Below are 13,070 nucleotides of genomic sequence, written 5' to 3'. Positions count from 1 at the left end.
GCACGAGACGGGCACGCCGCTCTCGTCCGGACGACCAAGATCGGCTGTCAGAGACCGAACACGCGCAGCTGGAGCATCACGCCGAAGCGTGCGTGCGGATCGGTCAGATCCAGGCCGCCCAGCTCGGCGAGGCGCCGCAGCCGGTACCGGAAGGTGTTGGGATGCACGTGCAACGCCGCTGCCGCCGCGACCACGTCACCGAACGCGTCCAGCCAGGCCGACAGCGTCTCGACGAGGCTGGACTGGTGCTCCGCGTCGTACGCGATCAACCGCGCCACCACGCCGCTGGGTGCGTCCCCACGGGCCGCGATGGCGTCGCCCATGTCGAGCAGCAGCGACTCGGTGTACACGTCGGCGAGGTGAGCGACCCGGCGCGAACCGCCCCGCCCGGCGCACAGCACGCGAAGCGCCCGGTCCGCGCTGGTGCGGGCGGCGGGCAGGTCGGTGGGTGTGTTCGCCACCGGGCTCACACCGGCCATCGCCGGCAGTCGGGTGCCGATCCGATCGAGGAACCCGGAGGCCACCCGGGCCGCCTGCTTCGCCGGCGCGTCGCGGCCGACCGGCAACAGCCCGTACGTCACATCGCCGAGCAGGGCGACCGCACTGGCTGGATGCACCGTGCCCAGATGCATCGCCAGCGCGTCTCCGAGGCGTTGGCGTTGCGCGACGACCCCGGATCGGTCATCGACGCCCGAGGTGATCCGCTCGGTCGGCGCGAGCGCGAGCACCACCAGCGGCTGATCGGTGAGCCCCAGCCGGGCCAGGGCCTCCCGAGCGCCCGAGCCTCCCTCCAGCGCCGTGCTGACCAGGTCGGTCCGCAACCGCCGTGCGACGTCCGCGCCGGCCCGTAGCCGCAGCAGGTGCAGGGCGACCAGTTTCGCCGCGTCGCTGAAGGCCCGGGACCGGTCCGGGCTCAGCGGCTTGCGTACGGCTGCCCAGATGGAGCCGAGGAACTCGTCGCCCGCGCGGACCGCCACGGCGACGCGCGGCACCAGGAAGGTGGGCAGGCTGGGCAGCGGTGCCACGAACACCGGTTGTTCGCTGTGGCGCACGTCGTGGATGACTCCGGATTCGGTCAACAGTCGGGCGTACCGTTCCGGCACCTGCCGACCGAGGATCGTCTCCACCCGGGACTCGTCGGCCTCCTCCTGACGCCCGGAGAACGCCAGCACCCGGGAGTCCGGGTCCTCGATGGTGACCGGCGCATCGACCAGGGCCGCGACCGCGTTGGCCACCGCGAACAGATCCCCGGAGGGCATCCCGCCGAGAGTCTCCGGTCCGGCGTCGCCGACGTCGCCCTGACCGAGCATGGACCGCAGCAGGGCGGTGAGCTGCGCCCAGGATGCGCCGCGGGTCAGCGCGAGCAGCGCCACCCCGGACTCCTGGGAGGCTGATCGCAGGCTGTCGGAGTCGGCCAGGGGACCCCGGACCACGAGACCGGCGGCGCCGTGCGTGCCGAGCGCACGCAGCAGGTCGGCGATCTCGTGGACTTCCCGCAGGCCGACGCCGAGCACCAGGGCGTGCGGCGGCAGAACGACCTCGTCCAACGGGTCGTGGATCGAGACGCCGCCGATCGGTGCGCCGGTGTGCGAGTCGCCGTGGACCAGATCGAGCAACGTGGCGCCGAGGTCGTCGAGGATCCGGCCCAGGCTCGCCCGAGGCTGCATCGAGTGACCGCCGTCCTGTCTCGGCCGGGGCCTACACCCCGGCGTGTGGAATCGCGGCGAGCAGGTCGCGGGTGTACGGGTCCCGCGGATCCGTCAGCACGTCGTCCACCGGGCCGTACTCGACGATCCGGCCCTGGTGCATGACCGCCACGAAGTCGCTGACGTAGCGCACCACCGCGAGGTTGTGCGAGATGAACAGCATTGTCAACCGCATCCGCCGCTGCAGGTCCCGGACCATGTTGAGCACGGCACCCTGAATGGAGACGTCCAGCGCGGAGGTGATCTCGTCGGCCACCAGGACCTCGGGTTGCCCGGCGAGCGCCCGCGCGAGCGCGACCCGCTGCCGTTGACCGCCGGACAGTTGATCCGGGCCGGCGGTGGACATCTCGGGCGGCAGGTCGACGAGGCCGAGCAGCCGCGCGACCTCGGCACGGCGCTGCGCCGTGGTGCTGCCGCGGGGCACGGCCTCGGCGATCGACGCGCCGATCGCCATCCGGGGATCGAGTGCGGAGTACGGGTCCTGGAAGACCATCTGCAGCGGACGTCGTCCGCGCGCCCGAACCGCGTCCAGCGGTTGCCCGTCGAGCAGGATCCGGCCGCCGGTGACGGGCGTCAGCCCGGCCGCGGCGCGGGCCAGTGTGGACTTGCCCGAGCCGGACTCGCCGACCAGGCCGACGACCGCTCCGGCCGGCACCGTCAGGTTCACACTGTCGACCGCCACCGTCCCGCGTCGGCGGGTGCCGAACCGTACGGTGACGTCCTCGAAGACAAGCTCGGGCACGTCGGCCTCACCCGATCCGGGGTGTGGCGCGGGCGCCGAAGTGAACGTAGCGTTCCCCGCTCTCGATCTGGTAGAACGTGGCGGCCATCCAGTTGCCGGTCGTCGGGTCCTGGCAGACGAACAGGTCCGGAGCGACCGCGACCATGCGGTAGTCGACGTTCTGGTCCTTGAGCACCTCCGCGAGCGGCCCGGTCACGGATACCCGCAGGATCGGGCCGTCCCCGCCGGTGAGCACCTCCTGCCGGATGCTGGCCCGCTCGTAGAGCCCCGCGTACGGGGTCACGTCCATCGCCACCGGCTCGTCCGGTGGTCCGAGTGGGTGCGGCACGGCCACGTCGGCGATCTCGGCGAAGATCTCCCGGTACAGCTCCTCGTACAGTTTCGAAGCGTTACCGCCGTTGGTGAGCAGTGCCACGGCGATATCGCGCTCGGGCAGCAGGCGCAGGAAGGCGGCCTGGCCGATGGTGTTGCCGTCGTGACCGATGACCCGGTGGCCGTCCCAGGCCGTCCGCTCCCAGCCGAGCCCCCAGGAGTCACCGACAGTGTGCTTGTCGGGCAGTTCCACCTGGTGGGCGGCCATCGCGGTGGTCGCGGCGGCGCTGAGCACCGCGGTGCCGGCGGCGGATCTGCCACCGTTCAGATGCATGCGGGCGAAGCGGAGGACGTCGGCGACGGTGGCGGTGACGCCGCCGGCCGGGCCGGCGGATCGGGGGATGCCCCACTGCGACGCCGGTTCCGGCTTCCCGTCGGTGCCGGGCAGATGGCCGACCGCCGTACGGAACAGCAGCGCCTCCTCCGGCAACGTGACGGTGTGTGTCAGCCCGAGCGGTCGGAACAGCAGCTCCCGCAGTGCCGCGTCCCAGGTGTCGCCGGTCAGCTTCTCGATCACCCTGCCGGCCAGCGAGTACCCCGAGTTCGAGTACGACCAGGTGGCGCCGAGCGGGTGGGTCAGGGCGGCGTCGCCCAGCAGTGCGACGTACTTCTCGAGGCAGTCGTCGCCGCGGCCGGTGTCGGTGAAGATGTCACCGTCGATGCCGCTGGTGTGCGTCAGCAGATGGCGCATGGTCAGCTTCCCGGTCACGTCGGCGTCGCGGAGCAGCAGCTCCGGGAGCACGTCGACCAGCGGCGCGTCGAGATCCAGCAGCCCGTCGTCGACCAGCCGCATGACCACGGTCGCGGTCCACACCTTGGTGATCGACCCGATCTGGAACAGCGAGTCGGTGGTGGCGGCCACGCCGGTCGCCCGGTTCAGGACACCGTAGGCGGCTTCGGTGACGGTGTCACCGTGCAGGATGCCCACGGCGGCGCCGGGGACGCCGTGACGTTCTGCGATGGTGGCGAGCCGCTGTTCGAGGTTCATCTCAGGTCTCCTTCCGAAACGGTGACGGGTGCCACCGCCGGTGCGAGATCGGCGTGCCAGCACGCGACGCGGTGCGCGGTGCCGTACTCGGCCAGTGGCGGGTTCTGCTCGTGGCACTGTTCGGTGGCCAGCGGGCAGCGGGGGGCGAACGGGCAGCCGGCGGCTGGTCGGCGCGGATCAGCCGGGCGGCCGGGGATCACGGCGAGTGGTTGTTCCCGGTCGGTCTCCATGGTGGGCACGGCGGCGGCCAGTGCCCGGGTGTACGGGTGCCGCGCGTCGTGGAGCAGCGCCGCGCTGGGCAGATCCTCGACGATGTGACCGGCATACATGACCAGCACCCGCACGCACACCTCGGCGACGACGGTGATGTCGTGGCTGATGAACAGGAGGGCGGCCTGGTTGCCGCCGCGCACCTCGGCCAGGAGTTCCAGCACCTGCCGTTGCACTGTCACGTCGAGCGCCGTGGTCGGCTCGTCGGCGATGATCAACGAGGGCTGGGCCATGATGCCCATGCCGATCATCGCCCGCTGGCGCATGCCGCCGGACAACTCGTGCGGCAGTTGCCGGGCGCGCCGGGCAGCCGCGGGAATGCGTACGGCATCGAGCCGCTCCACCGCCCGGTCCCAGGCCCTGCGTCGGTTCATCCGCTGGTGCCGTTCGGCCACCTCGGCGAGCTGACGGCCGATTCGCTGGATCGGGTTCAACGACGTCATCGGGTCCTGGAAGACCATCGCGAGCGAGGTGCCGAGCAGGCCGCGCACCGAGCGGGAGTCTGCGGCCCGCAGGTCGGTGCCGAGGAAGTCGAGCCGGTCGGCCCGCACCAGGCCCGGACTCTCCACGAGCCGGGCGATCGCCAGCGCGGTCAGGCTCTTGCCGGAACCGGATTCGCCGACGATGCCGACCGACTCACCCCGTCGTAGTGTCATGCTGACTCCGCGTACGGGAGTGACGAACCCCTCGTCGGCCGGGAAGGAGACGCTGAGGTTCTCCACGGCCAGCACCGTCGGTTCCCCCATCGGTACGACGGGAGCCGGTTCCGACCCGGGTGACCGCCGGAGACCGTGCCGGGCGTCCTGCGAGCTGAGCGCCCGAGCCGCGACCTCCCCGGCGAGGTTGAACGCCAACGCCGCGACGACGACGGCGAGCCCTGCCGCGAGCGCCCCCGCGGGATGGATGTAGATCTGTGTCAGGCCCTCGCCGAGCAGCCGTCCCCAGTCGTAGGACGGTGCCTGCACACCCAGCCCGAGGAACGACAGGCCGGCGAACGCCAGCAGCGCGCCGCCGGCGGCCGAGGTGGCGGTGACCACGAGGGGCTCGGCGATGTTGGGCAGCACGTGCCGGAAGAGGATCCGGACCCGGCCCACTCCGGCGATGCGGGCGGCGGCGATGAAGTCGCGCCCGGAGACAGCCGCGGCGAGCGTCTGGGTGAGCCGGGCGAAGCCCGGTGCGGTCGCGAACCCGATGGCCAGTACCGCGCCCTTCGCCCCGACCCCGAAGATCACCGCGAAGAACAGCGCCAGCAGCAGATTCGGGAACGCCACCGCGATGTTGACGAGCGTGCCGATCCAGCGTCCGAACCGCTTTCCGGCCAGCGCTGTGGCCGCGCCGAACAGCAGGCCGATGGCCACGCCGATGCCGGTGGCGGCGAGCGCCAGGCCGACTGACAGCCGGGTCGCCACCAGCACCCGGGCCAGGATGTCCCGGCCGAGCAGGTCGGTTCCGGCCGGGTGCCGGGCGGACGGACCCTGCAGGATCTCCGCCGGCACCACCGTGTGCGCGCGGGCGTGCCACAGCGGGTACGCCAGCACGGTGAGGCCGAGCACCACCGTCAACAGCACCACGGCGAGGATGCCCAGCGGACTGCGCAGCACCGCTACCCACCGTCGCGCCGTCGCTCCCGCCATGGTTCAGCCCTCCCGGATCGCGGAGCGCGGGTCGAGCACGGCGAGGACCACGTCGACGGCGAGGTTGACCAGCAGCACACCGGCCCCGTAGACGAGGACCACGCCCTGCACGGTCGGATAGTCCTTGGCGAGGATGGACGCGACGATCGTGCCACCCAGCCCCGGCCACGCGAAGATGTTCTCCACCAGCACGGTCCCGGCCACCAGTGAACCCAACAGGAGGCCGCCGATGGTCAGGGCAGCGGTCAGCGCATTCGGCAGCGCGTGCCGCAGGTAGAGCAGCCACGGTGGCAACCGCTTCGCCCGGGCGGTGCGGATGTAGTCGGCGCGCAGCACTGTCAGCAGTTCCACGCGGATGATGCGGGCCAGCACGAACGCCGGCCCGACGGCCAGTGCCACCACGGGCAGCACGTAGGAGCCGACCCCGGATCGTCCGGCCACCGGCGCCCAGCCGAGCTGCACGCCGAACACGAACACCAGGCCGACCGCCAGGAGGAACTCCGGGATGGTGGCGGCCACGATGCCGGCCGACGTGAAGAGCCCGTCGGCCGCGCGACGCCCACTTCGGGCCAGCACCGCCATCACCAGTCCCAGCGGTATCGCGACGAGCAGCGCCACGGAGAACGCCAGCGCCGCCATGGTGACGGTGGAGCCGATCCGGTCCCCGATGACGTCGGCGACCGGCAGGCCCGAGGTCATCGACGTCCCCAGGTCCCCGGTGATCAGACGGCCGAGGAAGTGCGCGTACTGCAGCGCGAGCGGATCGTCCAGGCCCATCTGCGCGCGCCGCTGCTCGACCAGTGCGCTCGGAGCGGTGGGGCCCAACGCGGCTCGGACCGGGTCGCCGGGCAGCGCATGGATCATGAGGAACGCGGCGCTCACCAGGACCCACAGCGACAGCAGCAGTCTTCCGGAGCGGCGCAGCGCGAACCGGATCCACTGGTTCTCGGCCAGGGCGGTCACGGTCGTCGCGGTCACGCTGGTGATCCTCAGCCGAGCATCCGGATGGACGCCGGGTCGACGTCGCCCGTGGAGAGGTCCAACTGCGATCCCCGGGCGTACACCGGCACGTTGGAGTTGGCGAACGGCACCAGGTCGAGGTGTTGCAGCAGGGCCTTCTCCGCCGCGGCCCACTGATCGCATCCACCGTCACCGGGGGTCTTGGCGGCGGCGGTCACCGCGGCCACGTAGGCGTCGTTGCGGACACTGGCGAAGTTGCTGCCGTTCGGGGGCGTGGGCCCGGAGAAGAACGGCACCAGCTGACTGGGCAGCGACACGCCGATCGGGAACATCGCCACGTCCCAGGCGAACTGGCCGGACGCGATCTGGCCGATCTGCGTCTCGGTCACCGACGTCAGTTCCACCTGTACGCCGACGGCGGCCCACTGTTGCTGCACGAGCTCGGCGGCGGCCTGCGCACCCGGACCGGACGACGTGTCGAACGCGACGGTCAGCTTGACGGGCTTGCCGTTCGTGGCCGCCGCCACGGCCGTCTTCGCGCCGTCGGCGTCGAATGTCGGAAGGTTACCGGTGACGGTGTCCTGCTTGCAGGGGCTGGTGGCGGGGACGACCAGCCCGGTCGGTGGGCCGCCGCGCCCGCTCACGAACACCTGCCGAAGCTGAGCGAGGTCGAGGGCCTGCACCAGCGCTCGGCGCAGGTCCAGTGCCGCGGTGGGCAGGCCGGGCTTCTGGTTGAACCACATCTCGCCGGTCGGTGCCATGATGTCGCGCTTGAGGTACGCGGCGCCCTGCAACCGCTGGCCGTCCGGCCCGGTGAAGCGGGCCGCGTTCACCTCACCGGAGAGCATCAGGTTGGCGGTGGTGGCCTCGTTCGCGACGACCCGCAGGACCACCTTGTCGGGCAGTCCGGCCTGGTCCGCCTTGAAATCGCCGGGCCCCCACGCGTATTCCTTGCGCCGGGTCAGCGTGTAGTGGTCGTCGGGAACCGCCTCGGTGAGCGTGAACATGCCGGAGCCCAGCGCGTTCTGCTTGAGCTTGGCGCGGTCCTTGAGCCCGCCGTCGCAGACGATCGGCAGGCCGCCCAGATTGCGGTCCAGGAACGCGTCCGGGGCGGGCACCGTCACGGCGACGGTTCCGGCGCTGTCGTCCGGCGTGGCCTTGGCGCCGGCCGGGACGTATGTGCCGATCCGCGTCGAGGCGTTCTTGACATCGCCGACGAAGTTGATGTTCGCGGCCACGGTGCTCGCGGTCAGCGGGCTGCCGTCGGAGCAGGTGATGTTCTTGCGCAACGTGAACGTCGCCGTGGTGCCCGTCGACTCCCACGACGCGGCGAGACCGGGCAGCAACCGTCCGTCCGGAGCGAACCCGAGCAGCGAGTCGTACAGGAATCGGCCGACCTGGCCGGTGACCGACAGAGAGGTGAAATGTGGATCGAGGTTGCCGGGGTCGCCAGGCAGCGCCATGACGAAGGTCTTGCCGTTGACCAGGTCGGTTCCGCCGCTGTCACCGGAACCGCCACCACACGCACTCATCGTCAGAACGGCCGCGCCGAGCACCGCCGTCAACCCAAGAGCCTTCATCGCGCCGCCTCCACCCACCTACGTGTGCGGCAAGACTGCCGAGCGCCGCGACCGGTTGTCTTCGGTGCTCCCGACAACACGGCGCCTGCCGATTCGTCGTCGGCGACGACATCGACCGCTACCCGACGAGGTGGTGGAAGGGTGGACAGGAATCCACGCCCGGTCTCGTCGCACCGCACGAAGACACCTGTGGTCTCCGGCGGCACGATGGCTCGAGGCAGGCGAGCCACCGGGGTCAGCCGTGACCCCGGCCGACGTCGCCGAACAGCCGACGGTGAGGAGCTGATTACATGTCCGTGGTCGACGCCGCTCTGCGTGCCATGCCGGTGATCGACGGGCACAACGACCTGCCGTTGGCGTTGCGGGCCCGGACCGGCTATCGGGTGACCGGCCTGCGTGAGCGGCCCGAGTTGCAGACCGATCTGAACCGGCTGCGCGCCGGTGGGGTGGGCGGGCAGTTCTGGTCCGTGTACGTACCGTCTGACCTCAGTGAACCGGACGCGGTCGTGGCGACGATGGAGCAGGTCGACGCCGTGTACCGCCTGACCGCCGAGTATCCGGAGGAGCTGGCGATCGCGTATTCGGCCCGCGACGTGGAGCGGGCCCTGAGCGCCGGCCGGATCGCCTCCCTGATCGGCATCGAGGGCGGACACAGCCTGGCCTCCTCGCTCGGGGTGCTGCGCTCGTTCGCCCGGCTGGGTGTGCGTTACGTGACCCTGACCCACAACGACAACACCTCCTGGGCGGACTCCGCGACCGACCGACCCGGCGTCGGGGGCCTGAACGACGAGGGCCGGGCGATCGTCGCCGAGATGCAGCGCATCGGGGTGCTCGTCGACCTGTCGCACGTGGCGGAAACGACGATGCACGCGGCCCTGGCCGTCGCCACCGCTCCGGTGATCTTCAGCCACTCGTCGGCCAGGCAGCTCACCGGACACAGCCGCAACGTGCCCGACGACGTCCTCGTCCGACTGCGGGACAACGGCGGCGTGTGCATGCTCTGCTTCGCTCCGCCGTTCGTCTCCGACCAGGTCGCCGAGTGGCTCGCGGCGGCGACCGAGCAGTGGCAACGGCTGGGCCTGCCGCCGGCCACGGACGAATGGACACGCGCGCCGCGCCCCGGCGAACACCTGCCGTCGTCCCTTCCCGCCGCACCCGCGACGTCTGCCTTCGGACTGCCCGGCGTCCCGGCCGACGCCCCTGAACCCTTCCGGGCCTGGCTGACCGCGCATCCCCGACCGGAAGCCACCATCGCCCAGGTCGCCGACCACGTCGACCACGTCCGCGAGGTCACCGGGATCGACCACGTCGGGCTCGGGGGCGACTACGACGGTTGCGATCGCCAGCCGATCGGCCTCGAGGACGTGTCCGGCTACCCGCGGCTGCTGAATGAACTCGGGCAGCGCGGCTGGTCACAGGCCGACCTGGAGAAGCTGACCGGCCGGAACATCCTCCGGGTCCTTCAGGCGGCCGAGGACGCCGCCGACGAGATCCTCTGGCCCCGCTCCCCCGCCGGCTGAGGCACCGGGTCGCGACGACCCGCTGAGTCGCCAGCCGGACCAGCGCAGAGTCTGTTCAGATCTGCCAGGGCTCGCGCTGTGCGGCGGCAGATCGGCCGGCGCACCGGCGCGAGCGGAGGACGCGTACGCCGGCACCCGACCGCTCCGTAGAGTATTTCCGCAGTGGTCACGTCAGATGACGTCGGGAGCCGAGGGGACGTGGTGATTCGGATGCTCGTCGGCGTCGTCGTACACCCGACCAGGCCGCAGGCCGCCGAGACGGCGGACATGGTGTCGCGGATCTGCGCCGAGCACGGCGCTACGGCGCGGACCCTGGACGTCTGGCGGGACGAGCAGAGCCCCGCCGACGTGCTGGCCGACCTTCCGCAACGACCGCAGCTCGTCGTCACCATCGGCGGCGACGGCACTCTCCTGCGCGGACTGGCCGTCGCGGTCGAGGCCGACGCACCCGTTCTCGGCGTGAAGGCCGGACGGGTCGGCTTCCTCACCCCGTTCGCCGCGACGGACCTGCCGAGGGTGCTGGGCGCCGCCCTGACCGGCCGCGCGACCATCCAGCAACGGATGCTGCTCACCCTGCGGGCGTCGCGTCCGCTGCAGGTCCCACCGGAGCTTCGGACCCTGCTGCGCTACGGCCGCGGCCCCGCGCCCGCCCCGCCCATTCCCCGGCCGAGCACGCCCGACCAGGTGGGCTGGGGTGTCCCGCTGGGCCTCAACGGCCTCAACGACGTCGTGTTCGAAAAGCTCGGCCGGGACCGGCAGACCAGCGTGGCGGTGTACCTGTCCGGGCGGCTGTTCGCCACCTACTCCGCCGACGGCGTCATGGTCGCCTCACCGACGGGCTCCACCGCCTACTCCTTCGCCGCAGGCGGACCGGTCCTGTCACCGCGCCTCAACGCCCTCGTCTTCACCCCGGTCGCCCCGCACATGGCGTTCAACCGAAGCATGGTCACCGCCCCGGACGAGCCCGTCGGTGTCCAGGTGCTGCCTCGCTCGGGTCAGGTCACCGTCGTCGTCGACGGACGCGTACACGGAATCCTCGACCCCGGTGACTGGGTCGCCGTCTACCCCGCCCGACGCCGCGCGAAGCTCATCGTCGGCGACGTCGACGACTTCTTCGGCCGACTCCGGGACCAGTTCTCACTCGCCGATGCCCCCGCGGCCCGCGCCGACACCGACAGCCGGCCCCCACTGCTGATCTACCGGCCGGACCTACCGATACCGGAGGACCTCAAACACCTGCACCTGCCGGCAGAGGGGTCTGATGCCGGCTGAGCCGCACGTCCCAAGCCGCCAGAGGCGGTAGTGGAAAAACGACCGTCCGAACAACGGAATGACGGTGCGGGCCGCCTCTGGGCGGCCCGCACCGTCACCGAACGCCGGGCACGTCACGCCCGTCTGCCGGATCGCTGCTGGGTGGGATTTCCCGGCCTACAGGTCGACCTTCGTCACGCGGGAGGATTCGTACGTCGTGGAGGCCGGGGGGAGGCCGGGCACGGTGGAGACGTCCTTGACCAGCATGCCGGTCGTGGCGTCGATGGTCAGCACCTCGCTGCCCTCGCCGCCGAACACCTCGGGGCCGGCGGTGATGGTCAGCGTGGCCTTGCCGTGGGTGGTCGAGTTCTCGACGCTGACCGCGGAGATGGTGGACAGCAGGCGCAGCACACCGGCCCGGACCTGCGTGTTGCCGTTGCCAGCGGACAGCGCTTGGGTGCTGTACGTCCACAGGGCGTTGTCGAAGTGCCGCTCAACGGCCTGAGGGCTGTATGGTTTCGGCTCGGCGTTGCCGCCCTTCTGCTTGATGATGACCTGGACGTCCGCCTGCTGCTTGTCCCACACGGCCTTCTGCGCTGCGGGGTCGAGGCCCACCAGCGGGTCCTTGGCTGCCTTGAGCATCCGGGTCCGGCCGTCGGCCGGGCTGCTGTCCGCCGCGGCGACGGCTGCCTTGAGGAGCGGAGCATAGCCGCCGTCCGTCATCTGGTCCTGGTGACGGGCGATCGCACGCTTGATGTCCTGCACGCTGTTGCCCGTATAGATCGCGTGACCGTCGGTGTACAGCGTGTAGACGACCTGCATGGTCTTGGTGCCGTGGATCTGCGTCGCCTTCACCAGCCACGCGTCGCCCGCCGCCGGGGTGACCGTCGTGATGGACCCGGCCAGGGTCATCAGCGGCGCGCGCTCGGCCGACCCGTCGACGGTGGTCGAGCCCGGGGTGGCGGCTGACGAATCCTTACCGGCCTTGCCGGCCTCCATGCCTCCCGGCGCCGACGAGCTGAGCGCCACAGCGACGACCGCCGCCGCGGCGGCAACCCCCACCCCGGCGCCGATGCCCAGTCGACCCGCGATACCGATCCCGCGGCGTTGAGGCGCCGGGCTGGATTCGTGGTCCCGCGTGGTTGTCGTCGTTGTCGTCGTTTCCATTGTTGAAGACGTCTCCATAGTCGTGTCCTCCGCTGATGTCGCGCCGAGCAGCCGCACGGTTCCGGGGTCGGCCATCGCCGCCCGCAGCACCGCCCGTGCCCGCTGATACGCCTCCGGGCGTAGTGGTTCTGCGCTGCCCAAGGCACCGATCAGATCGAGCTCGTCGGTCATCGGTGTCTCTCCTTCGCGCTGTTGCGGTCCTTCAGAAGCGCGGACACCCCCGGGGCGTCGCGTAATGCCGTCCTGGCCTGGCTCAGCAGCCGCCGCGCGGTGCCGGCCGGTATGCCGAGTGCCCGCGCGGCGTCGGCTGCGGTCAGGTCCTCCCAGGCGACGAGCCTCAGGACCTCCCGCTCCTCGGGTTTGAGCCGTGTCAGGGCCGACCGGAGTACCGCCCGGGCGTCCACGCCGAGGTCCACCGCCGACCACGGATCCCATCCAGTGGCCACGTCCGGCACATCGGCGACCAGGTCCTCGGCCGGCCGGGACCGCCAGTAACGCCGTAGGCGATTCAGCGCCACCCCGTACAGCCACGGCCGCGCATCGTTGTACGACCGGTCGTACGATCGCCGCGACTCGAACGCCGCAACCCAGACCTCGCCCAGGAGGTCCTCAGCCGCATCCCGCCCCACCCGGCGAACGAGGTACGAACCGACGGCGGCCTCGTGACGCTCGACCACCTCCACGAAGGCGTCGACATCGCCACCCAGTGACCGGCCGATCAAATCCGCATCCGAAGCCATGGCCCTCCTCGGCAAAGTCCGCGCTTCACCCTGACATTGCCGATCAGCCGGGAAAGTGTTCAGGCGCGGAGGTCCGAGCCCGAGGGTCGCAGAGCGTTACGGCCCCGGTATGGATCGGAAACAGTGCCGGGCAAGCATCG

General features: G+C 71.2%; 10 protein-coding genes. 2 read left to right on the top strand and 8 right to left on the bottom strand.

All coding sequences use genetic code 11. The features are described from left to right. Nucleotides 1-47 precede the first annotated feature (47 nt). Genes O7617_RS24595 through O7617_RS24570 form a run of 6 tightly spaced genes read right to left on the bottom strand, consistent with a single transcriptional unit; the run spans nt 48 to nt 8,252 of the window. Complete coding sequence (locus tag O7617_RS24595) at nt 48-1,667, bottom strand: helix-turn-helix domain-containing protein (RefSeq protein WP_282258415.1); 1,620 nt, start codon at nt 1,665-1,667, stop codon at nt 48-50. Between the two features lie 31 nt (nt 1,668-1,698). Beyond that, the gene (locus O7617_RS24590) at nt 1,699-2,448 is read right to left on the bottom strand and encodes an ATP-binding cassette domain-containing protein (RefSeq protein WP_282258413.1); all 750 of its coding nucleotides are present in this window, start codon (nt 2,446-2,448) and stop codon (nt 1,699-1,701) included. 7 nt (nt 2,449-2,455) lie between these two features. After that, a complete protein-coding gene (locus O7617_RS24585) occupies nt 2,456-3,808 on the bottom strand; it encodes a serine hydrolase domain-containing protein (RefSeq protein ID WP_282258412.1) in 1,353 nt (450 codons plus the stop codon). Continuing rightward, nucleotides 3,805-5,679, bottom strand: a complete 1,875-nt coding sequence (locus O7617_RS24580) for a dipeptide/oligopeptide/nickel ABC transporter permease/ATP-binding protein (protein WP_282258411.1) — start codon at nt 5,677-5,679, stop codon at nt 3,805-3,807. Before O7617_RS24580 ends, O7617_RS24585 begins: the two co-directional genes overlap by 4 nt. 36 nt (nt 5,680-5,715) lie before the next feature. Then, the gene (locus O7617_RS24575) at nt 5,716-6,690 is read right to left on the bottom strand and encodes an ABC transporter permease (RefSeq protein WP_282258410.1); all 975 of its coding nucleotides are present in this window, start codon (nt 6,688-6,690) and stop codon (nt 5,716-5,718) included. 11 nt (nt 6,691-6,701) lie between these two features. Further along, nucleotides 6,702-8,252 (bottom strand): ABC transporter substrate-binding protein, encoded by a 1,551-nt coding sequence (locus tag O7617_RS24570; RefSeq protein ID WP_282258409.1) that lies wholly within the window; start codon nt 8,250-8,252, stop codon nt 6,702-6,704. A 290-nt stretch (nt 8,253-8,542) separates the two neighbouring features. Here O7617_RS24570 and O7617_RS24565 point away from each other — a divergent pair, with 290 nt between their 5' ends. Both O7617_RS24565 and O7617_RS24560 read left to right on the top strand, forming a co-directional pair. Continuing rightward, nucleotides 8,543-9,772 carry a dipeptidase gene (locus tag O7617_RS24565; RefSeq protein WP_282258407.1) on the top strand — a complete coding sequence of 410 codons (1,230 nt, stop codon included), beginning with the start codon at nt 8,543-8,545 and terminating at the stop codon, nt 9,770-9,772. A gap of 210 nt (nt 9,773-9,982) precedes the next feature. After that, complete coding sequence (locus O7617_RS24560; protein WP_282264862.1) at nt 9,983-11,044, top strand: NAD(+)/NADH kinase; 1,062 nt, start codon at nt 9,983-9,985, stop codon at nt 11,042-11,044. Nucleotides 11,045-11,200: 156 nt separating this feature from the next. On the opposite strand, the gene O7617_RS24555 is transcribed toward O7617_RS24560, so the two are convergent. Both O7617_RS24555 and O7617_RS24550 read right to left on the bottom strand, forming a co-directional pair. Then, nucleotides 11,201-12,361 (bottom strand): hypothetical protein, encoded by a 1,161-nt coding sequence (locus O7617_RS24555; protein ID WP_282258405.1) that lies wholly within the window; start codon nt 12,359-12,361, stop codon nt 11,201-11,203. Next, a complete protein-coding gene (locus O7617_RS24550; protein WP_282258402.1) occupies nt 12,358-12,930 on the bottom strand; it encodes a sigma-70 family RNA polymerase sigma factor in 573 nt (190 codons plus the stop codon). The genes O7617_RS24555 and O7617_RS24550 overlap by 4 nt, the downstream gene beginning before the upstream one ends. Nucleotides 12,931-13,070 lie beyond the last annotated feature (140 nt).

This window comes from Micromonospora sp. WMMD1155 (assembly GCF_029581275.1).
In the GTDB taxonomy this organism is placed as follows: Bacteria; Actinomycetota; Actinomycetes; order Mycobacteriales; family Micromonosporaceae; genus Micromonospora.
Note: the sequence above shows the minus strand (reverse complement) of the source record. Positions and strands in the feature narration are given on the sequence as shown.